Annotated in this window: 18 protein-coding genes; 17 read left to right on the top strand and 1 reads right to left on the bottom strand. The window is 38.5% G+C overall.

Annotation, left to right across the window (positions count from 1 at the left end):
- Positions 1–220 precede the first annotated feature (220 nt).
- From AC0KSB_RS05625 to AC0KSB_RS05605, 5 genes are all read left to right on the top strand, one after another.
- A complete protein-coding gene (locus AC0KSB_RS05625; protein ID WP_472307239.1) occupies positions 221–1,204 on the top strand; it encodes a substrate-binding domain-containing protein in 984 nt (327 codons plus the stop codon).
- Between the two features lie 15 nt (positions 1,205–1,219).
- Positions 1,220–2,722: a sugar ABC transporter ATP-binding protein gene (locus AC0KSB_RS05620; RefSeq protein WP_472307238.1), complete on the top strand. Its 1,503-nt coding sequence runs from the start codon at positions 1,220–1,222 to the stop codon at positions 2,720–2,722.
- Between the two features lie 10 nt (positions 2,723–2,732).
- On the top strand, positions 2,733–3,737 hold the full coding sequence (locus tag AC0KSB_RS05615; protein ID WP_472307237.1) for an ABC transporter permease: 1,005 nt from the start codon (positions 2,733–2,735) through the stop codon (positions 3,735–3,737).
- On the top strand, positions 3,737–4,780 hold the full coding sequence (locus AC0KSB_RS05610) for an ABC transporter permease (protein ID WP_472307236.1): 1,044 nt from the start codon (positions 3,737–3,739) through the stop codon (positions 4,778–4,780). The genes AC0KSB_RS05615 and AC0KSB_RS05610 overlap by 1 nt, the downstream gene beginning before the upstream one ends.
- Positions 4,781–4,916: 136 nt before the next feature.
- A complete protein-coding gene (locus AC0KSB_RS05605; RefSeq protein ID WP_472307235.1) occupies positions 4,917–5,948 on the top strand; it encodes a rhamnose ABC transporter substrate-binding protein in 1,032 nt (343 codons plus the stop codon).
- Positions 5,949–6,082: 134 nt separating this feature from the next.
- Here the strand turns inward: AC0KSB_RS05605 and AC0KSB_RS05600 are convergent, their stop codons facing one another.
- Positions 6,083–7,582 carry an arabinose isomerase gene (locus tag AC0KSB_RS05600; protein ID WP_472307234.1) on the bottom strand — a complete coding sequence of 500 codons (1,500 nt, stop codon included), beginning with the start codon at positions 7,580–7,582 and terminating at the stop codon, positions 6,083–6,085.
- Positions 7,583–7,851: 269 nt separating this feature from the next.
- Between AC0KSB_RS05600 and AC0KSB_RS05595 the strand changes: the two genes are divergently transcribed.
- From AC0KSB_RS05595 to murJ, 12 genes are all read left to right on the top strand, one after another.
- Positions 7,852–8,361: a hypothetical protein gene (locus AC0KSB_RS05595; RefSeq protein ID WP_472307233.1), complete on the top strand. Its 510-nt coding sequence runs from the start codon at positions 7,852–7,854 to the stop codon at positions 8,359–8,361.
- A gap of 15 nt (positions 8,362–8,376) precedes the next feature.
- The gene (locus AC0KSB_RS05590) at positions 8,377–9,354 is read left to right on the top strand and encodes a hypothetical protein (RefSeq protein ID WP_472307232.1); all 978 of its coding nucleotides are present in this window, start codon (positions 8,377–8,379) and stop codon (positions 9,352–9,354) included.
- 19 nt (positions 9,355–9,373) lie between these two features.
- Positions 9,374–9,739: a hypothetical protein gene (locus AC0KSB_RS05585; RefSeq protein ID WP_472307231.1), complete on the top strand. Its 366-nt coding sequence runs from the start codon at positions 9,374–9,376 to the stop codon at positions 9,737–9,739.
- A gap of 237 nt (positions 9,740–9,976) precedes the next feature.
- Entirely contained in the window at positions 9,977–10,867 is an 891-nt protein-coding gene (locus tag AC0KSB_RS05580; RefSeq protein ID WP_472307230.1) for a helix-turn-helix domain-containing protein, read from the top strand.
- Positions 10,868–11,005: 138 nt separating this feature from the next.
- Positions 11,006–11,806 carry a pyrroline-5-carboxylate reductase gene (gene proC, locus AC0KSB_RS05575; RefSeq protein ID WP_472307229.1) on the top strand — a complete coding sequence of 267 codons (801 nt, stop codon included), beginning with the start codon at positions 11,006–11,008 and terminating at the stop codon, positions 11,804–11,806.
- A 27-nt stretch (positions 11,807–11,833) separates the two neighbouring features.
- Positions 11,834–12,283, top strand: a complete 450-nt coding sequence (gene rnhA, locus AC0KSB_RS05570) for a ribonuclease HI (RefSeq protein WP_472307228.1) — start codon at positions 11,834–11,836, stop codon at positions 12,281–12,283.
- Between the two features lie 2 nt (positions 12,284–12,285).
- On the top strand, positions 12,286–12,870 hold the full coding sequence (locus AC0KSB_RS05565) for an NUDIX hydrolase (RefSeq protein WP_472307227.1): 585 nt from the start codon (positions 12,286–12,288) through the stop codon (positions 12,868–12,870).
- On the top strand, positions 12,854–15,493 hold the full coding sequence (locus tag AC0KSB_RS05560) for an FtsK/SpoIIIE family DNA translocase (protein ID WP_472307226.1): 2,640 nt from the start codon (positions 12,854–12,856) through the stop codon (positions 15,491–15,493). The genes AC0KSB_RS05565 and AC0KSB_RS05560 overlap by 17 nt, the downstream gene beginning before the upstream one ends.
- Complete coding sequence (locus AC0KSB_RS05555; RefSeq protein WP_472307225.1) at positions 15,493–17,655, top strand: YgiQ family radical SAM protein; 2,163 nt, start codon at positions 15,493–15,495, stop codon at positions 17,653–17,655. The genes AC0KSB_RS05560 and AC0KSB_RS05555 overlap by 1 nt, the downstream gene beginning before the upstream one ends.
- Before the next feature lie 47 nt (positions 17,656–17,702).
- Complete coding sequence (folD, locus tag AC0KSB_RS05550) at positions 17,703–18,557, top strand: bifunctional methylenetetrahydrofolate dehydrogenase/methenyltetrahydrofolate cyclohydrolase FolD (protein WP_472307224.1); 855 nt, start codon at positions 17,703–17,705, stop codon at positions 18,555–18,557.
- An 86-nt stretch (positions 18,558–18,643) separates the two neighbouring features.
- Positions 18,644–19,912 (top strand): competence/damage-inducible protein A, encoded by a 1,269-nt coding sequence (locus tag AC0KSB_RS05545; RefSeq protein WP_472307223.1) that lies wholly within the window; start codon positions 18,644–18,646, stop codon positions 19,910–19,912.
- Positions 19,909–21,564, top strand: coding sequence for a murein biosynthesis integral membrane protein MurJ (gene murJ / locus AC0KSB_RS05540; protein WP_472307222.1), 1,656 nt, complete (start codon positions 19,909–19,911; stop codon positions 21,562–21,564). Before AC0KSB_RS05545 ends, murJ begins: the two co-directional genes overlap by 4 nt.
- Positions 21,565–21,741 lie beyond the last annotated feature (177 nt).

Below are 21,741 nucleotides of genomic sequence, written 5' to 3'. Positions count from 1 at the left end.
ATTATCTGATTATAAAAAGCAAGTTTAAATATAATGTGGTCAAATATCTTAAAAGTGAAATGTTCTTTTGTTTGTGTTCTTTTGTTCTTTTGAAATTCGGCTACACTGTATACATAGGGAAAACGAATTTCAAAATGGTTTTTAGAGATTGTTTTCGAAAAAAGCTGGAAATTGTTTTAGGTCAGTTAGCAAAATTAGAAAGAAGATGCGAAAAATATAAATGAAAAAATTTTTTACTCAAAACAAAAATTTTGTCTGGTTCGTAATAATTATTTTGCTTTTAAGCAGTTTAGTGGCTTTGATGTCTTGTCAAAAAAATAGTACACAGGAAGATATGAAAGGTGTTATTGGCTTTACGGGATATAATCTTTCTCTTGATTTCTTTTCTTCTATGGAAGTTGGCATCAGGCATGAAGTAGATAAATTAGGTTATGAGTATATTGCTTTTGATCAAGAAAGCGATGAAACAAAACAAATTGCAACTTTTAAGGAATTAATAAGAAGAGAGGCAGATGCCATAATTGTTTCCCCTATCAATCCTGATGTGCTGGCACCTTTGGTTGAGCAGGCACATGAAAAAGGTATTCCTGTAATAGTTAATGATATAGGTGGTGGCAATTCCAATTATGATGTGATTGTTGTTTCAGATAACTGGCAGGGCGGGCAGCTTGCAGCTGATTATACTGCTTCTTTCCTAAAAGATAGCAATGGCAGCAGAGAGGTTGCAATACTTGCTTGTGAACCAACTGCAATATATGCCGCAAGACGTGGCATGGCTTATAGAAATACAATTGAAACAAGAGGATTTAATGTTGTAAGCGAAAAGACAGCTTTTTCCAGACAGGAAGACGGTTATATAAAGATGAAAGAGATAATCGAAGAATACCCGAACATAGAAGCTGTATTCGCAGAAAATGATCCTATGGCTGTGGGAGCAGCGAATGCACTTGCTGAAATGGGAAGAGATGACATTCTAGTAGTCGGGTTTAATGGTGATCAGATAGCAATTGATGCTATACAGGCAGGGCTGATGCAGGCAACAGTTATGCAGAATCCTGGAGAAATGGGAAGAATTACAGCAATGCTTGCTGATAGGATTCTTGAAGGTAAAGAAATCAGTTTTGACGATGAGACCAATCGTGAAATATATGTAAAAGTAAGCTTGTTAGCCAGGGAAGATCTGGCGACAGGGACTGAACAATAAAGAGGGGGGAAGTAAGTGGAAGAATTTGTTTTAGAGCTGAAAGGTATAACAAAGACTTTTCCAGGTGTAAAAGCACTTGATAGAGTTCATTTTCAGCTTAAACCAGGTCAGATACACGGCTTGATGGGTGAAAACGGAGCTGGTAAATCGACTTTTATTAAAGTAATAACAGGTGTTCATCAGGCAGATGAGGGAGAGATATTTCTGCATGGTGAAAAAGTTGATATTAGAAATCCAAAAGAGGCTATAGCTATGGGTATAGCTGCTATATATCAGCATGTTACATGTTTTCCTGACTTGACTGTAACGGAAAATATCTTCATGGGACATGAAGATTTAAGTAAAGCAGGTATCCTTAAATGGAAAAAAATGCATAGCAAGGCTGAAAATCTTTTGAAGCAGCTTGGTTCAGAGATTGATCCGCGTATGATGATGGGTGCTCTTAGTGTTGCACAGCAGCAGATTATAGAGATTGCAAAAGCTCTTTCAACTAATGCTAATATTATTATTATGGATGAGCCTACTGCAGCTCTTACTAATAGAGAATGTGAAGAATTGTACAGAATTACAGAGCAACTCAGGGATGAGGGTAAATCTATAATATTTATCTCTCACAGATTTGAGGATTTATACCGTCTGGCAAGCCATGTTACTGTTTTTAGGGATGCAAAATATATAGGTGACTGGCCGGTTAGCGAAATATCAAATTCGAAGCTGATTAATGCCATGGTTGGACGTGAATTATCAGAAATGTATCCTCCTGCAATTTCCAAACCGCAGGCTGAAGTCATTTTTGAAGCAAAAGATCTTTCGAGGACAGGCTTTTTTGCCGATATTTCCTTTGATGTTAAAAAAGGTGAGATAGTAACTCTTACGGGCCTTGTTGGTGCTGGAAGAAGTGAAGTTTGTCAGGCTATTTTCGGTATAGATAATTATGATAGTGGCGAGATTTTCCTTTCTGGTGAAAAAATGAAAATAACTGATCCGCTAAGTGCAATGCAGTATGGTATTGGTTATTTGCCAGAAGATCGTCAGAAACAAGGTCTTATACTTAATTGGAGTATCGAGAAGAATATTACACTTGCTAATCTTGATATGTATGGTAAAAAGCTTTCGGTTGATGAGCAAAAAGAAAATGAAGTTGCTGAACGTCTTTCTAAATTAGTAAATATAAAGTGTCAGGGTGTAAAAGATCTGGCTAGTTCTTTGTCAGGTGGTAATCAGCAAAAAATCATTGTAGCTAAGCTTTTGGCTGTTGATCTTAAACTTATCATTATGGATGAACCAACAAAAGGTGTCGATGTTGGTGCTAAATATCAGATTTATCAGATTATGAGAGAATTGGCGAAAGATGGTTATGGTATTTTGATGGTTTCTTCTGAAATGCCTGAGGTTCTCGGTATGAGTGATCGAGTAATAGTAATGCATGAAGGACGAATCACTTTGATTACAGACGCAAATACGACTCAGGAACAGTTGCTTGAGGCTGCTGTGACTAAGAAAAAAGTGGAAATGTGAGGTGAACACCGTGGTTAAAAAAGATAAGGAAATGGTGCGTACCCTCAATATAAGTCGTCTGAGGGATCTGGGTCTGGTATTATTTATAATTCTTCTTTCGATTTTTATTCAGTTTAGAAATTCTCAGTTTCTTACTGTTTCCAATTTGAATAATATGATAATAAATGCCTGTATCATGGGTATTCTGGCTGTAGGGATGATGATGGTCATTATTACAGGTGGTATTGATCTTTCAATAGGTGCTACTTTGGCTTTGTCAGGAATGTCTGCAGGTCTTTTTGTCAGAAACAATCCTGATTCTTCTGCAATTATTGCTGTAGCTATTGGTATTTCAGTAGGTTTGGCTGCAGGCTTCATAAATGGCTTGCTTGTTGGTAAAGGTGGAGTCCTGCCGCTGATTGCAACCTTGGGTATGATGAACGTTTATCGAGGTTTGACTTTCATCATTGCAGGAGGTGCCTGGGTAAGTGCTCATCAAATGAGTGATTCTTTTAAGGCTATTGCTTTTTACAGATTTCTGGGTATCAACAGTCTTATCTGGATAGCAATTATTATATTCCTAAGTGGATATTTCTTTTTGAACTGGACCAGGACGGGACGCAGAATATATGCTGTTGGCAGCAACTACGAGGCATCAAAGATCAGTGGTACCAATGTCGACAATATTCAAATTCTGGTTTATACGATTATGGGCGGTATATCAGGCCTTAGTGGTATATTGTGGGTTTCAAGATTTGCTTCTGCACAAGGAGATACTGCTCAGGGTTTCGAAATGAATGTTATTGCAGCTTGTGTGCTTGGTGGTGTTTCCATCCAGGGTGGTTCAGGCAAGGTTCCTGGTGTTGCTCTTGGCACTCTTTTGCTAGGTATTTTACGCAATGCTTTGCCTTTGCTTAGAGTTTCTCCGTTCTGGCAGGATGCAATATATGGTTTCATAATTATGTTCGCAATCATTGTTAATGTATTGGTAAAACGGACTGTTGATAAGAGAAATCTGCAAAGGAGGCATATTTGATGAATAATAAAACTGTTAAGCTTCCTGCTGCGGGCAATGATAAAATGGATTTTATAAAAAAATATTTTATGCGCTGGGAAGCGATCTTGTTTTTAATTTTTATAATAGTAAATATTTTTAACGCTATTATTTCTCCTTATTATAGTTTGAATGGTGTATTAGGTGCCACCAGGGATTTTATGGATAAAACCTTTGTCGTTTTCCCGATGGCTATGATTATCCTGATTGGAGAAATTGATATTTCTGTTGCTGCAACTGTTGCTTTATCTTCGGTAATGATAGGGGTTTCTTATAATGCCGGAGCGGGAGTGCCAATGGTAGTTGCTATCCTGATTGGTATAGGAACAGCAACGATTTGTGGTTTTATAAACGGATTTGTGCTTACCAGATTCAAAGAGCTCTCACCAATGATTGTGACTCTTGCCACGCAAACTATGTACCGAGGTCTGGCATATGTAATACTGGAAGATCAGGCTGCCGGCAGTTTCCCTACATGGTTTCAGTATTTTGGTTGGGGCAGTATTGGTCCTGTACCGTTTATTCTTATCTGTTTTGCTGTTTTCGCGGTGATTTTTACTTATGTACTTAATAAGACAAAATTTGGACGCAGAATATATGCTATTGGTAATAATAGGGAAGCAAGTCGTTTTTCAGGTATAAAAGTGGAAAAAATGCGACTTATGATTTATACGCTGGCTGGAACTATGTCAGGTATAACAGCGGTTTTCCTAACTTCCAGAATGTCATCTACCAGACCTAATGTTGCTCTTGGATATGAGCTGGATATAATCTCTATGGTTGTGCTTGGTGGTATTAGTACAAGTGGTGGTAAAGGCCGTATAAGCGGAGCAATAATTTCTATTTTCATAATCGGACTTCTTAAATATGGTCTGGGTCTGGTAAATATAAGTGCTCAGGTTCTGATGATAATTATTGGTATGCTGCTGGTAATTTCGGTTATGACTCCAAATATAGCAGCTAAAGTAAAAGAACGTAGAAGACAAAAACTGCTTCATGAAAAACTCTTGGCAGAACGTAAATAAGAAGAGTTTTTAAAATTAAATCAGAAGACAAAAATTTATGCTAGGAAAATTCAACATTCCCTATTGTGTTTACTAGGCAAAGAAGCCTTGTAATAAAGTGCGCGGATAACCGCAAAAAAAAAGGAGGAAAGAATCCATGAAAAATTTCAAACGCATTATGGCAATCGTATTGGTCATGGTAATGGCACTTAGTGTGCTGGCAGCCTGTGGTGGCAAAGATGAGGCATCTAATGATTATGCACTGATCGTTAAAAACACAGGAAATCCTTATAACGAGAAGCAGGCAGAAGGCTTTGAAGAAGCAGTCAAATCTTTTGACGGCAATCCTGTATTAAAAGCTCCTGCTAATCCTTCAGCTGAAGATCAGATCGCAATGATCAACGAGCTCGTCAACCAGGGTGTTGCCGGTATCGCGATTGCAGGTAATGACTATGATGCTTTACAACCAGCTTTGACTGAAGCAACAAAAAAAGGCGTTAAAGTTATTTCGCTTGACTCAGCAGTTAATCCTGAAAGCCGTTTAACACATGTTAATCAGGCTGACCCTGTAGCTATCGGTGTTGCACTGGTAGAAGCTGCATATGATCTGACAGGTGGTTCTGGACAATTTGCTATCTTGTCTGCTACCTCAACTGCTTCAAATCAGAATACATGGATCGAAAACATGAAAAAGACAATGGAAGATCCGAAATATGCTGATCTGGAACTGGTAAAAGTTGCTTATGGTGATGATCTGCGTGATAAGAGTGTTTCTGAAACAGAAGCTTTATTGCAGACATATCCTGATCTGAAATGCATTGTTGCACCTACAACAGTTGGTATTGCCGCTGCTGCAAAAGTTATCACAGACGAAGGTCTGACAGATCAGATTGCTGTTACAGGTCTTGGTCTTCCTTCAGAAATGGCAGAATATATGGTAGAAGGCGGAGCATGTCCTTATATGTTCCTCTGGAATCCAATTGATGTTGGTTACCTTGCCGGTATGACTTTAAAAGCAATGGTTGATGAAACATCTACAGGTGCTGTCGGTGATTCTTTTGAGGCTGGACGTCTTGGCAAAAAAGAAGTTGTTGATGCTACATCAGGTGATGGCGGAACCGAAGTATTGCTTGGTGAACCATTCAAATTTGATCTAGACAATATCGGCGAATGGAAAGATATTTATTAAGAAAAATTCAAATCTTTAGTTCTAAAATCGTAAATTAACCGGCTTTTGCTTTTAATAGCTTTATTAGCCGAAGGGGCTGTCTCTCACGTTCTTTCAAACAGTTTTGAGACAGCCCCTTTTTACAATGGTAGATTTTATATTATTACACTTTTTATATTTAACAGATCGGCAGTTTTCTTGAACAAGGAAGCATGGTGTCCTACCGCCATTGCGAAATGATGAGTAGGAGATTCAGCAAACCAGCGTTCCATGTAAGAATCTATGTCCAGGTCGAATTTGACTGGAGTCTGGGTATTGCCGATTTGCATGATCTGACCATCTGTAGACATTCCTTCACTGATTATAAGCTTTAATTCTCCATTGGCTAATTGTGTCAGTCCCAGCAAAGTTATTGCACCTGTTTTTACTTTTGCTTCTACAGATACACCACTGCCTTGTTTTCCATGATACAACCCCATTCCACGCAGGATGGGTTTTCCTTGGGCTATTTTGATATGAAAAGGACCATCATGACCTAACAGGATAGTTCCATCTTGATAATCAGGGACTACTATTTCGCAATAACTGCCTCCTGTTTCTAAAATATCACAAATTTTCATCGCAATATTGGTTTTGATATCTGCTTCTCCTGCACAGGGTATTCCTTTGGCTGTTAATAGCGAATGTCCTACAATAAAACCAGATTGCAGTTTTTCATATTCGTTGCCTGGCGCTCCGTGATAATAATATGTAAGGGCATCAAGATCGAATTTTTTTACCAGCCTTTCCTGAGCTGCTGCTACTTTGCATGACCAGTCCAGTTGTTCTTCTGTTGGTTTTCTGGCTAGTGGATCAGCTGTTGAATCACCGCTGATCTGGAACATTTTTTCTGTTTCAGATTTTTTTGATAAAATTTCTTTTTCTGTTACAAGGTTAAGCTGTTCGTTTAAATCGCACATTTCCAGTATTTGAGTATGTATTCCTGTTGCTGCCTGCAGTTGTGTGAAATCACTGTACATATCAAGCATACCGCTGTAATAATTTCCCAAAAATCCAAAACGACTGTATTGAAGTGTTCTTTTTACACTTGCCGCCTTAACATATTCTTCTATTTCTTTCCATGCTCTTTTGGCTTCGGGGCGATCTGCTGTACATTCATCAGTCATTGATATTTGAGGGGTTTTATCTAAACCAAGCATGCCGCTGATTATACGGAAAGTGATACCTGCACGATTAAATGCATTTGATATTTCAGGTACAGGACAGGCTCCGCAATGAGCCAGCCATTCACCGGTGCTTGTTTTTTCATAATTAATTTTAACTGCTGGCTGCAGATTTAAAACAACTACCGGTGCTTTGCAAATCTGATGAATGGGAAGGACGCTATCGCTGGTGACATATGTTGCACTATGACAAAAAATCAGGTCTACATCCTCTTTTTTGAAATATTCACCGGCTGCTCTGCCCGCTTCTTCACAATCAACAAGACCGAAGTTACTTACTTCCGACCAATTGGATAATTTATTTTCGATGAATGTACCATATTCAACTAATCTGTCATGCAATCCTGGAAATTGTGACCAATAGGCTTTTAATCCACCAGAGTATAGCCCTATTTTTGCTTTTCTTTCTGGCTTGATTTTTGATATAAGCATTTCATATACCTCCTATAATTTAAAAATATCGTTATTTAACATACAGACTGTATATCTATATTTTAGAAGTTTTAGTTATAGATATAATTTGATATATTGCTGAAAAATATAAGGATATTGGTATAAGTTATCAAATATCATCCTTTTGCCTAAAAGTGTGATATCTGTTTTGGGTTTAAAAAACTGTTTTTGAAGAGAAAAATAAGACCTGGTTGGATAGTTTATTTTTAGGATCAGAAGCATAATCAAACCAAAGGAGGAAAGTAAAGATGTTTCTGAGAAAAAAAGGTTTTTGGCAGATTTTTATTTTTATTATGGTGACAATAATTGCTGCGGCATTTATAGGTGGTTGCGATTCTGGACAAAAATCAGACGTTGATTCTGATCAGAACGGCAAAAATGAGAAAATAAGCGGAGAAGATTTTGTGGCTGATCACTTTACTATGACTGTAGTAAAAGGCTATAACAAAATGGATATCAGTGGAGGAGTTCAGGCATACCAAGGTACAAATGTGATTGAAGTTTGGGTGCGTCCATCAACTCAGGATGCTCTGGAAGAGGCAAAAAAATTTGCTGATCAATATAGTGGCACATCTCCTGAAGAAGTTGAACTATTTGGTTCAGATTTCTATGTTACTACTTTTACGGCTGCAGGCACATCACAGACCAAATATATTGCCGTAGATAATGGTAATAGAATTGAGATTGGTATTGCAGGCGAAGATCATGCTAATAATGCCGATCTTCAGGGTATGCTTAACAGCATTCGCTTTAAATAAGAATGGAGTATAGTTATGAATATTTTGGCGAAAAAAATATATGCTTTTATTGCTTTTATTTTAGTGCTGGCCTTGTTTTCTGGATGTGCAATGCTTGCTGGTAAAACAACTATTGAGTCTTCCAGCGAGAAAAGTACTTCAAAACCGGATTCAGAAGCTAAAGTTGTTTATTCAGAAGAGGTGACAACACCATTAAATAGCAATACAAGAGATTTTTCTGGTGATTGGGCTGGTACGATGCTTATAGCAGAGGTTATTGGAGACGATGCAGAAGAGTTTAAAGATCTTGAAAATGTTATTTTTGACTGTGTTTTGCGTCTGTCTTTGTCTGCCGATAATACCGGTACCGGTGTTTTGATGATCGAAGATGAAAATCATCCTGAACTTGGAGCGGCAGCGGAGTACGACCGTCTGGCATTATACGGTGAACTTTGGGGTGACCCTTTTGAATGGGAAGGTACTTTTGAATATATTAATGATGAAGATTTATGGACACTTGTGGGCAGTGGCAATATTTATGATCGTACAGCCGATGTTATTTTTCATACTGTTTTAAGGCTTAGTCTTTTTGAATCTGATATACCCGCTGAATCAACTACTGAAAAGACTGATATAAGTGAGACAGCAGAAGTTGTTGAAAATACAGAAACTATAGATACAAATGCACCTCTTGAAGAGTTTTTACTTGGAGTCTGGATGGGGCCTGAATCAAATGTTATGGTTGAAAGACTTGTTCTTGAATTCTATGAAGATGGAAAAATTGATTATTATTATGCCAAGCCTGATTCTGATGACACAATCGAAACATGGAAAACCGGAAACTGGAAAATAGATCAGATTAATACCGGCGTATGGGAAACAGATGGCAATAAATTGTCGGCTGTTTTTGACAATGATTTAATATCTTTTGAAACAGATGTACGTGTTATAGATGCCTCAACAATTGGAATTGAAATATTTTATACCAAAAGCGAATATACAAGGTTAAGTTGAAAGGTCAGGTGAGCAGGAAGTGTTTGGAGAAGAAAAAATTGTTGGCAAATGGACAATTAATTTTTTAACAAAAACTATCAGACTGGTAGGGAAACTTACTGTAACAGATTCAGCGGTTTACTTTCAGCCTACAAATGTGATTCTTGGATCTATGGAAAAAGAATCAAGATTATTTCGGGAAAGTGAAAATGGTTTGTTTTTAAGACTTGCTCCGCAGGATATTCTCTCTGTAACTGCAAAGAGTAAAATTTTAAATAAACGTATAGTGATGCAGATTAGAGATATTGAAGGTTATGAGCAGGAGATTATTTTTGACAATGGTGCTCTTTCCTTAAAATCTATAATTGAAGCTTTGACAGGGCTTATGAAGGTTGAAGTGCATTAAGAATTTTGACAGGTTTTTTCTTGTAGCAGTGGCAATTGGCTGTATATTAGTTGTTATTTTAACACTAATATGGCAGCCTCTTGTTTTGCTCGCAAGCTTGTTTTTCTATAATAGGAATGATCATGAAGTTAAAAAATAATAGTATAATGGAAGATAGAATTTGTTTGCAAAGGCCACAGTGGAGAGAATAATAATTTTTCCGGTAATTAAATTTTAAGTATGGCTGAGGAGGGGGATATGGAAGATTTGCTTCAATTTATAAGAGCATCTCTTAATTGGCGCAGTGATTCGGTTCGTTTAAGTCCAACTCCTGGAAGCTGGGCAAGACAGAACCTTTTTTATATTCAGGAAATAGGTAGATTCCGAACTTTGCCAGGCTATCTGACGGAGAGAAAAGACCTTGATTCTGTTCTTATGATATATACGAGGGCAGGCAAAGGAAAGCTGAATATTAATAATCAGAGCTATAGTGTCCAAAGAGATGAGTTTTTGTGGATAGATTGCATAATGCCACATGTTTATATGACTGACAGTGATGATGGTTGGGATTTCGATTGGGTTCATTTTAACGGGCCTGGTATAAGGTCGTATCTTTCACTTTATCAGGATCAGCTTGATTATAACCCTGTCAGAATAGTTGACCCTTCCAGCAAAATTGCGGATATTTTTGATGAGTTGATGATTTTACAGGAGGATCGCGGTCTCAGACAAGAGCTGATAGTTTCTAAATTATTATTAGAGCTTGCAACTGAAGCTGTTTTGCTTGATATGAATCAGGCAAAATATGGTGAAGGTTATCATTTTGCTGTTTTGCAGGCGATTAAATATATGGAATGTAATCTGGCAATGAAAATTAACCTTGTGCAGCTGGCAGATTTTTGTAATATAGATAAATACTATTTGATAAAATTATTTCGCAAACAGACTGGTTTGACTCCCATGGCATATTTACAGCAAATTAGAATCAGTAAAGCCAAGGAATTGCTTCTTATAAGTGATTTATCTGTTGAAGAGATCGGAGAATCTGTGGGATATATTCCGGCAAGTTACTTTATTACTATTTTTAAAAAATGTGAACAAATGACTCCTTTAGCTTTTCGAAAATATTGGCGTCATGTCAATGAATGATAAGATAACTTTCAAAATAATGGATTAATAAAATAGTTCGTATATAATATGATAGGATTGATTTCATATATGTCGGTTAAGCTCCGAATATGGTAGGATTTATATTGATATTGTTTTAGGAAGGTTGGTGGCACATAAATGAAGCTGGCTATTATTGGTTCTGGGCAGATGGGACAGGCACTGGTGCGTGCTTTTGCCGGAAATTTTGAGAATATAAAAAATATTGCTGTATACGATGTGGATCAGGGCAAGGCTGAGGTTTTTGCCGAAGAAATAGGTTGTGATACCCTGACAGTTGAAAGAATTGATGAAATATCAGGTTATGATGCTGTTCTGCTTGCTGTTAAACCTCAGATAATGGCTGAGGCTGCTGCTTTTATTTCTCGTAAAATGAGTAAAAAAGCACTTGTGATCTCTATTGCTGCCGGTATTTCTTTGGAACAGATGTATGAAATGGGCTTTTATGATCAAGCACTTGTGAGAGTTATGCCTAATACACCGGCTTTGGTTTCAAGTGCTGTTAGTGCCCTGACTTTTGGCGATAATGTTTCAAAAGAGCAGAAAACATGGGTTATGGAACTTTTTAACGCTTGTGGATTGGCCTTTGAAATACCGGAAAAATTAATGGATGCGGTTACCGGTTTATCTGGCAGCGGTCCGGCTTATATGATGCTGGTTATGGAGGCAATGGCAGACGGAGGTGTGCGTCAGGGTCTGCCAAGAGATCTTGCGATTCAAATGGCTGCCATGACTATGCTGGGATCGGCTAAACTTGTTCTGGAAACAAAAAACCATCCAGGGCTGCTTAAAGATCAGGTTTGCTCTCCTGCCGGGACTACAATAGAGGCTGTTTCCGTATTGGAAAATAATAAAGTCAGATCAGCTTTTATAGAGGCTGTAAAGGCTTCTGCTGAAAGATCAAAGGAGCTTGGCAATTAAAATTACTCTGAGAGGATATTTATAATAATGAAAAACAGACCGGAAGTGTCAATTTATACGGATGGTGCATGTTCAGGCAATCCAGGTCCCGGCGGCTGGGCTGCTGTCCTGATGGCAAATGGTGCAGAAAAAGAAATAAGTGGCTATGAACCAGATACAACTAATAATCGAATGGAGTTAACAGCAGCAATAAAAGCTCTTCAAAAGCTAAAACAACCTTGCAATGTAGTTCTTTACAGTGACAGTAACTATCTTGTTTCGGCTTTTAATCAAAAGTGGCTGGATAACTGGCAGCGTAATGGCTGGCGTAATTCGGCAGGACAGGCTGTTAGTAATCCTGATTTGTGGCAGAAATTATTGGAACAATCAAGGATTCATGATATAAAATGGGTTAAGGTAAAGGGTCATTCTGACAATCCTTATAATAATCGTTGTGATGAGCTGGCTGTGGCTCAGATAAAGCAGAACAGGAGTTAATTATGTTTGATGAACAGACCATAGATAAAATAGTACATTTTGAGGGCAGAGTATTTAGAATTGAAGAGCATACCGTTAGATTGCATGATGGACAAAGAGCAAGAAGAGAAATTGTTCGTCATTCAGGGGGAGCCTGTATAGTACCTGTTGATGAAAAAGGTTATGTTCATTTGGTACAGCAATTTCGAAAGCCCTATGACATGATGCTCCTGGAAATACCGGCGGGGAAACTTGAACCCGGAGAAGATCCTTTAGTTTGTGCAACCAGAGAATTAACAGAAGAAACCGGCTTTACAGCCGACAGTATAACTTGGCTGGCTACTATTTATCCATCTCCTGGTTATTGTGATGAAATTCTTACTGTTTATATTGCGACCGGATTAACCGAAGGTGAAACAAATCCCGATGAGGGTGAATTCCTCACAAATAGAAGCATACCTTTGATTGAAGCTTTGGAGATGATAGACCGTGGTCTGATTAAGGATGGTAAAACTCAGATTGGTTTGATGCGGGCTGAACGTTGGTTAAGAGAACATCAGCCTGATTTATTGAAGGCTGACAGGAGAACAGATGACCTCATTGGATAAAAAGAGAGAAATATACGGCTTGTTTTATTTTGCTGCGGCTGTATTTTTAGCTGTGATTTTTTATGTGCCTGCAGGAAGAACAGGCTGGCTGGGAGGGTTTGTCAGATCTTCAGGTCTTGGTTTTTTTGGTACTGCTGCTTTGGCTTTGCCATTGGTTCTTCTTTATATGGCGCTTGATTACTTTCTTGAGTCAAGAATTAGTATAACAAGGCAAAGATTTACTGCCGTTTTATTGCTCTGGCTTTCTGGAGCTGTTTTGATTGCTGTTTTTACTACTGATAAAGATTCATTACGCCAACAGGTTGCTGCTGCAAGTGATTCTGATGCTGCAACAAAAGCCATAAGTTTATTATGGCAGTCAGGGAGAGATTCTTATGCTGCAGCCGGACAGTTTTCTTGGAATGGTGGCCTTATAGGAGGATTGACTGCCTATGGACTTCGAGCTGTTGCCGGACAGACTGGTGCAGTTATTTTTACTGTAGCGATAATATTGGCTTTGCTGGTTCTGATATTTAATTTGTCCTTTTCCAAGTTTATTCATCAGACTGCAAATACTATCAATAAAACACAAGGTAAAGTACAGGAAGTTGTTAGAAATCAGGTTGCAGAAATTAAAGAACATCGTGATTTAAGACAAAGAGCGCCTAAGGTTAGGCGTATTAATAATAGTGAATTTGATTTGCCTTTGCCTACTGCATGGCAATCGCCTGAACGAGATAAAAAGCAGGGAATATATGTACCCGATAACTACGATGAAATACCAGATGAAACAGATGAGGATATCTATAATCTAAAGAATGATGATGACTCCGGTTTTCACAATACTTATGACTCTTCTGAAGTATCTGATATTGAGCTTAACAGAGTTGATTTTATGGAAATGCCAGAAACTGATCCTTTATTTGTTCCGTCAGATGAAAATGAACAGGTACAAAATATGGATCAGGAAGATATTACTGATATTTCAGATTATGTAGTTCTTGATGATTATGAAGAAGAAAGTCAGCCTGTTTTTGGCTTTGATTCAGTTGCTTCTAATTCTTCAAAAAGCGAAAATAATTCTGACTATTTTGAAAATGATGATGAAGATATACCATTGAGCTACCATTTAGAGGGTAGTAAACCTATGCAGGATCGACCATTGCCCTACATACCGCCTTCTCTGGATTTGTTGATTGACGATAAGAATCAGAAAAAGGTTCAGATGCATGCCGGAGCTATTAGAGCTCTAGGTAGAAAGTTAGAGCAGACTTTGGCAAGTTTTAAGGTTGAGGCAAAGGTAGTCAATTTTACTACCGGCCCTACGATTACAAGATTTGAGCTCACTCCCGGAGCAGGAGTAAAGGTTAGCCGTATTGTGAATTTATCAGATGATATAGCTCTTAATCTGGCTGCTATGGGCGTTCGTATTGAAGCTCCTATTCCAGGCAAAGCTGCTATAGGAATAGAAATTCCTAATAAAGAAACAACACCTGTATTGCTTAGAAGTCTTTTGGAATCAAATGAATTCAAACAGGCAAAATCACCGCTTACAGCTGCTTTGGGCAGAGATGTTCAAGGTAATCCCATTTTCTGTGATCTGGCAAAAATGCCTCATCTTCTGATTGCAGGAGCTACAGGTTCAGGTAAGTCTGTTTGCATTAATTGTATTCTTGTAAGCTTGCTTTACAAGGCCAGTCCTGAACATGTACGTTTGTTAATGATTGATCCCAAAGTTGTTGAACTTAGTGTTTACAATGGAATACCGCATTTAATACAGCCTGTTGTTACTGATCCTAAAAAGGCTTATGGTGTTTTAAATTGGGCTGTAAATGAAATGACCAGAAGGTATGGGCTTTTTGCTGATCGTTCTGTTAGAGATATCCATTCATATAATGCCGCTTTGGAACTGGATAATGAAGATGAAAGTGAGAAATTGCCGCTTATATTGCTGGTTATAGATGAGCTTTCTGACCTTATGGCAACTACACCCCGGGAGGTGGAAGATGCAATTGCCAGACTTACTGCCATGGCAAGAGCTGCAGGCATGCATTTAATTATAGCAACACAAAGACCTTCCGTAGATGTTATTACAGGTGTTATAAAGGCAAATATTCCCTCAAGAATCGCTTTTTCTGTAGCCTCTCAGATTGATTCGCGCACTATTATTGATATGGGTGGAGCAGAAAAACTTCTTGGTAAAGGTGATATGCTTTATTATCCGCAAAGTGCGACAAAACCACAGCGTGGACAGGGTGCTTTTATTACTGACGGCGAGGTTGAAAAAATTCTGCAGACTATTAAAAGCCAGTATGATGCTGATTATGACGAACAGGTCGGAGAAGCAATTGTTGCTGCGGTACCTCAGGCAAAGGATAAAGAAAAGGATAAGAAAGACAGCTCTGCACCTGGAGAGCAAGATGAATTGCTAGGTCAGGCTCTGGGGATTGTTGTTGAGACAGGATATGCTTCGGTTTCTTTGCTGCAAAGAAGAATGACAATAGGTTATCCAAGAGCAGCCAGACTGATCGACAGACTGCATGAAACAGGTTATATTGGACCTTTTGAAGGCAGTAAGCCAAGAAAGGTTTTGATCAGCATGGCTCAATATATGGAGTTGCAGCAGAAAGAGGAAGAGAATTAATGAGTTTTTTACCTATATGTAGAGATGATATGGAAAAACGAGGTTGGGATAATCTTGACTTTCTTTTTATTACAGGCGATGCCTATGTAGATCATCCAAGTTTTGGAGCCGCTTTACTGACCAGGTTACTGGAATCAGAGGGTTATAAGGTTGGAATTATTTCCAGACCGGCGCTTGACCGGAAAGATAGTCTGCTTGTTATGGGAAAACCGCTTTACGGTGTTTTTGTTTCATCCGGTGTAGTTGATTCAATGGTTAATAATTATACTGCGGCAGGCAAAAAACGTACTGATGACAGATATGCTCCTGGTGGACAAGGTGGCGGCAGACCTGATCGGGCTTTGATAAAATACTGCAATCTTGTGCGCAGCCAACTTGGAGATATACCTCTGGTAATAGGAGGTGTAGAAGCTAGTTTGCGGCGTTTTGCCCAGTATGATGTCTGGGCTGATAAGGTAAGACGTTCTGTATTGCAGGATTCACAGGCGGATCTGCTGATTTATGGCATGGGCGAATTACCCATTGTTACAATTGCTGATTTGCTTGCCAGAGGTGCTGATATAAAAAGAATCAATAGTATTGCAGGCACATGTATACTTGCTGCAGAAAAGGATTTGCCTAAAACATGCCGTGAGTGGGTAGAAAAAAATGGAGACTTTGAATTGCAGGCTGATCTGGAAATGTTAAGAAAAAGAGATGAGACTGAAAAAAAGAGCAAGAAAGGTAAAGTTTCTAAAAATCTGCCTGCCAGAAGAGGCCTTTTAAGCAATCTTTGTCCGGAAGATGACAAATTCATTCAATTACCTTCTTTTGAACAAACTGCTTCTGATAAACTTGCTTATACGGTTGCTTTTGCCAAGCAATATCAGGAACAAGATCCTGGAAAGGGCAAAACTTTAATCCAACGTCATGGTAATAAGTATCTTGTGCAGAATCCGCCGCAAAAACCTATGACAAAAATGCAGTTTGACCGGATATATGAGCTTCCCTTTGAAAGACGTCCGCATCCTGTATATGATCAGGCAGGCGGTGTGCCTGCGATAGAGGAAGTCAGATTTAGTGTCAACAGTCATAGAGGATGTTATGGCGGCTGTAATTTTTGTGCAATAACTTTTCACCAGGGAAGAATAATTCAAAGCCGAAGCGACGAGTCTGTAATTGATGAAGTGAAAAGAATAACTGAAATGCCAGATTTTAAGGGGTATATACATGATATAGGCGGGCCTACCGCAAATTTTCATGAACCGGCTTGTGAAAAACAAAGAAGCGGTTTTGTGTGTAAACATAGGCAATGTTTATTTCCGAAACCTTGTCCTTCTTTGCAGGTAGGTCATAAATCGTATTTGGATTTGCTGCGTAAGGCAAGACAGGTAGATGGTGTAAAGAAAGTTTTTGTTAGATCCGGTGTGCGTTATGATTATGCTTTGATGGATAGTAATCGTGAATTTATAAATGAACTTTGTCGTTATCATGTCAGTGGTCAGCTTAAAGTTGCACCTGAGCACGTGAGTAATAATGCTTTGAAGGCAATGGGTAAGCCACCTGCATTTCTTTATGATCAGTTTAAAGAGATTTATGAGCAGATTAATCAAAAAAATGGGATGAATCAGTTTTTGGTACCTTATTTGATTTCAGGTCACCCCGGTTGTAATCTTGATGATGCGATCGAACTTGCTTTGTATATCAAAGCAAACAGAGTCATGCCTGAACAGGTTCAGGATTTTTATCCGACACCGGGAACTGTTTCAACAACTATGTACTATACAGGAATTAATCCTTTTACTTTAGAAAAAATTCATGTGCCTGATAAGCAGGAAAAAAGAATGCAAAGAGCTCTTTTGCAGTTTAGCAAGCCTGAGAACAGAAAAATTGTTGTGCAGGCTTTGCAAAAAGCAGAGAGGATGGATCTGATTGGCTATCAACCTGAATGTCTTTTGCCACCGATAAACAGAACTGATAAAAAGAAATCATCTTATAATGAGCGTTCTAATACTGATAATAAGGGTAAAAAACAAAATCGCAGTGTGCAGGGGAAAAATAAAAATGCTGTTAAATCTGCCAGGAATACATCTTCTGGCAGGTTTGGCAAAAATAATGGCTCTGCCAGAGCTGTACATAGAAAAAAGACTGATAAAAGTGATATTATAAAGCGTAGAAAATAAATTTGGTAAATCTAATTTGTACTTATATTTTTCGGGAGGATTAAACAGTGAAGACAATTATTAATGGTAAGGAATTAGCTGCAAAAATCAGAAAAGAACTTTCAGAAGAGGTTAATTTGCTTAATCAGAAAACCGGCAAAAGACCAGGCCTGGCTGTTATACAAGTAGGTGCTGATCCTGCTTCAAGTATTTATGTCAGAAATAAGAAAAAAGCCTGTGAAGAAGCTGGAATAAAATCTTTTGGCTATGATTTGCCTGAAGAAACAACACAAGAACAGTTATTAGAGCTGGTAAATACATTAAATAATGATGACAAGGTAAATGGAATTTTATGTCAGCTTCCATTGCCAAAACATATAAATGAATTCACTGTCCTTTGTGCCATTAAACCGGAAAAGGATGTAGATGGTTTTCACCCGGTAAATGTAGGTCTTCTTTCAATAGGACATGATTGCCTTGTTTCCTGTACACCGGCAGGTGTTCTGGAAATGATAAAGGCTTATGATCTGCCGCTAAAAGGCAAAAAATGTGTGATTATAGGCAGAAGCAATATTGTCGGCAAACCTGTTGCTCAGCTGATGCTACGTGAGCATGCTACCGTAACAATAGCTCATTCCCGCACTGTTGATCTTCCCGCTCTTTGCCGTGATGCTGATATTCTGATTGCTGCTATCGGAAGAGCTGGTTTTGTTACAGCTGACTTTGTCAAACCAGGTGCAGTTGTCATTGATGTAGGTATCAACCGTAATGAACAGGGAAAGGTTGTTGGAGATGTTGATTATGACAATGTAAGTAAAATTGCCAGTGCCATAACGCCTGTTCCAGGAGGAGTAGGACCGATGACAATTGCAATGCTTTTGAAAAATACGGTAAAAGCTTTCTGTAAAGAAAATAATCTATAAACTTTAAAGTTTAATAATTTTTTGTTATAAGCATTAGTAATGAAGAATTAATTAAATCAATTCCAGCGAAGGGAAGAAATAATTTTATGCAGCCTATTCTCAGTGGAGAAATTCTTTGTGTCGGAACGGAATTGCTTGTGGGGCAAATAGTTAACACGAACGCCAGCTGGCTGGCGAAAAGACTGACTTTGCTTGGTATAAGTTCATATTATCAAACAGTTGTCGGAGATAACCCTGACAGAATGTTAGCTGCTATGCAACATGCAAGCTCAAGATCTGACCTGATTGTGGTTACCGGCGGTCTCGGACCGACTGCTGATGATCTTACTATGTCAATTGCAGCTAAAATGGCCGGACAAAAAATGATATTACATCAACCAAGCAAGGATGCAATTACAGCAATTTTTCAAAAAATGGGGCGTATCAATGTTACTGAAAATAATTGGAAACAAGCCGTACTGCCAGAAAATGCAACTGTTTTACCAAATTCCAACGGAACTGCTCCTGGTGCTATTTTGCAATATGAGTATGCAGGCCGGCAGGTGACAATGATTTTGCTTCCAGGACCGCCTTCAGAAATGAGATTAATGTTTTCCGAGCAGGCAGAGCCTTGGCTAAAAGCAAGAACCTCCAACAGACTTGAACATTTATTCGTTCGTATGATAGGAATAGGTGAGTCTTCTGCCGAAACTAAATTGCTAGACCTGATTGAAAAACAAGGCAATCCTACACTTGCACCTTATGCATCGGAAGGGGAAGTAGTTTTTAGAATAACTCAGTTGGTTGAAAGTGATTCTGATGGAAATTCAGGCAATTCTGATCTGGCAGAACAAATGTTATCTGAAGTACAAAAAAGAGTTGGTCAGTATATTTATGAAATAGGTCAGAGAACTATGCCGGAAGTCGTAAAAGATCTGCTTTTACAAAAAAATATGACAATAAGCTTTGCAGAGTCTTGTACAGCTGGCTTGTTATCATCGATGCTTGGCGATTTTCCAGGTGTTTCCAAGGTTTTTAAAGGTAGCATCATTGCATATGATAATAGTATAAAGCAAAATGTTTTATCTGTTCCCGAACAGATACTTGATAAAGAAGGAGCGGTAAGTGAAGCTTGTGCCGCTGCAATGGCGATAGGATGTCGTGATGTTATGGAATGTGATATAGCAGTTTCGGTAACAGGTATTGCCGGTCCTGATGGTGGCACTGAAGAAAAGCCGGTAGGTCTTGTTTGGCTTGCTGTAGCAGATAAAAACGGTGTACAGACACAAAAAATGCAATTGGCAGGCAATAGAGCTAGAATAAGACGTGTTTCAGCACTTAATGCTCTCGATCTGGCCAGGAGGCGGCTATTGTGAGTTTATTTAACAGAAGAAAAAATCTAACTGAACAGGAGAAACGTATAATAGATAACAGTCCTGTTCCGGAAGGACCGACAAGAGTAGGCAGCGACAGAAATAATATGGCTGCCGCTACTATTATAATGATGATTGGATTACTTTTAAGCAAAGTGTCCGGTCATTTGAGGGAAATACTAATTGTACCAATTCTAGGATATGGCACAATTTCAGATGCATATATAATTGGATTTCAGGTTCCTGATCTTTTTTATCAGCTTCTGGTAGGCGGTGCTATTCAGGCTGCTATTACCCCTACGCTTGCGGCTTCTTTGGAGAAAAAACAAGAGAAACAGGGTTGGCGCAGTGTAAGTATTTTTATGAATGTAGCTGCTATTGCCATGATAACTGCAGTTGTTATAGGTGAGCTGCTGGCTCCTTTTTTGATCGGAGCTTATACAAAGAATCTTGATCCTGAAACTACTTCTCTTGCTATTAGAGTTACCAGAGCTCTTTTCCCTCAGGTTTTTTTCATGATGATGGCGGCCTTATGCATAGGTATTCTAAATGCCTATCGTAAATTTTCTTCTACCTCCTTTGGGCCGACCGTATATAATGTATGCGTAGTTCTGGCTATGATTATTCTTGGTAGTAAAACTGCCGAAGGTGCAGTAAGAGTTGCTTCCGGTGTTATGGTTGCTGCTTGTATTTATTTCCTGCTTCAGTTTTATATGGCAAGGAAAGAATTTAAGAATTATACATTTTCACTGGATGTAAAGGATAGGGGATTTAAAAGATTATTGTATCTTGCAGTACCCACATTAATCTCAGGTTCTATTGTTCAGATTAATACGATAATTCTGACAAGCTTTGCCGATCAGTTTCCCGGTGCACCAACCTCGTTGCGTCATGCAGCTACAACCTGGCAATTGCCTTATGGAATATTTGTTATTGCCATTGGTAATGTTATGCTGCCTTCACTTGCCAGATTTTATGCAGGCCATGACTATACAGCCTGTCGCCGTCTTTTTGCCGGCAGTCTTCGCAAAGCCTTATTTCTGACTGTTCCATCAGCTTCGGTATTTCTAATGCTGCAGGTAGATGTTGTCAGAGCTGTATTCCAGTGGGGGACAAGTTATGCTGAGGAAAATGTGCTGGCCACTGCAAGTGTTCTTAGCTGGTATTGTCTTGCTATGGTTGCACAGACTTTTGTTTTTATTACTAATCAGGCTTTTTATGCACGCAAAATGACGAAAATAGCACTGCTGAATGGTCTTATGACTTTAGGACTTAATCCATTATTCTGCTATATTTTGATCAGAGTTTTTAATATGGGTGTAAATGGACTATCCTTGGCATACACATTAACTAGTTTCATCAGCGCAGGTGTTTTGTATACTATATACAAGATACAGATACCAGAAGCTGCACCTAAAAAAATGTGGCCATATGTACTTAAATTAACACTGTGTGCCGGTGCCATGATGATTACTTTGCTCGCATTGCAGGTTCTTCCCTTTGCTCCCGCAAATAAAATAGTTCAGTTGATTTGGCTTGGTTTCAGAGCTGGATTAGGCTTAATAGTATTTTATCTTGCAGCTCTGGTTTTAAGAATTCCTGAAACAGAACAGATTCAACGCAAAATAAGTCAACTGCGCAGTCGTTTTGTTTAAATTAACTATTAATCTGTCTCCTATTTAAATTGCTGCAATAATTAATTGTTAATTTAGAAAGATTGTTTTTGACCGGTTTTGACTTGTTTTGTCGAACTATTATCAGTATTTCAGAACTCTTTTGATTGACTTATGTAAAATTGAATTCTATAATCATTATTGAACAGAACGATTGTT

It is taken from the genome of Ercella succinigenes (genome assembly GCF_900002895.1).
Note: the sequence above shows the minus strand (reverse complement) of the source record. Positions and strands in the feature narration are given on the sequence as shown.

Excerpts from the sequence above, each read along its gene's own strand:
- AC0KSB_RS05560 (WP_472307226.1), top strand. The coding sequence starts at position 12,854 with ATGACCTCATTGGATAAAAAGAGAGAAATATACGGCTTGTTTTATTTT.
- AC0KSB_RS05610 (WP_472307236.1), top strand. The coding sequence starts at position 3,737 with ATGAATAATAAAACTGTTAAGCTTCCTGCTGCGGGCAATGATAAAATG.
- AC0KSB_RS05605 (WP_472307235.1), top strand. The coding sequence starts at position 4,917 with ATGAAAAATTTCAAACGCATTATGGCAATCGTATTGGTCATGGTAATG.
- AC0KSB_RS05590 (WP_472307232.1), top strand. The coding sequence starts at position 8,377 with ATGAATATTTTGGCGAAAAAAATATATGCTTTTATTGCTTTTATTTTA.
- rnhA (WP_472307228.1), top strand. The coding sequence starts at position 11,834 with ATGAAAAACAGACCGGAAGTGTCAATTTATACGGATGGTGCATGTTCA.
- AC0KSB_RS05595 (WP_472307233.1), top strand. The coding sequence starts at position 7,852 with ATGTTTCTGAGAAAAAAAGGTTTTTGGCAGATTTTTATTTTTATTATG.
- AC0KSB_RS05625 (WP_472307239.1), top strand. The coding sequence starts at position 221 with ATGAAAAAATTTTTTACTCAAAACAAAAATTTTGTCTGGTTCGTAATA.
- AC0KSB_RS05580 (WP_472307230.1), top strand. The coding sequence starts at position 9,977 with ATGGAAGATTTGCTTCAATTTATAAGAGCATCTCTTAATTGGCGCAGT.
- AC0KSB_RS05565 (WP_472307227.1), top strand. The coding sequence starts at position 12,286 with ATGTTTGATGAACAGACCATAGATAAAATAGTACATTTTGAGGGCAGA.
- AC0KSB_RS05545 (WP_472307223.1), top strand. The coding sequence starts at position 18,644 with ATGCAGCCTATTCTCAGTGGAGAAATTCTTTGTGTCGGAACGGAATTG.
- proC (WP_472307229.1), top strand. The coding sequence starts at position 11,006 with ATGAAGCTGGCTATTATTGGTTCTGGGCAGATGGGACAGGCACTGGTG.
- AC0KSB_RS05600 (WP_472307234.1), bottom strand. The coding sequence starts at position 7,582 with ATGCTTATATCAAAAATCAAGCCAGAAAGAAAAGCAAAAATAGGGCTA.
- AC0KSB_RS05555 (WP_472307225.1), top strand. The coding sequence starts at position 15,493 with ATGAGTTTTTTACCTATATGTAGAGATGATATGGAAAAACGAGGTTGG.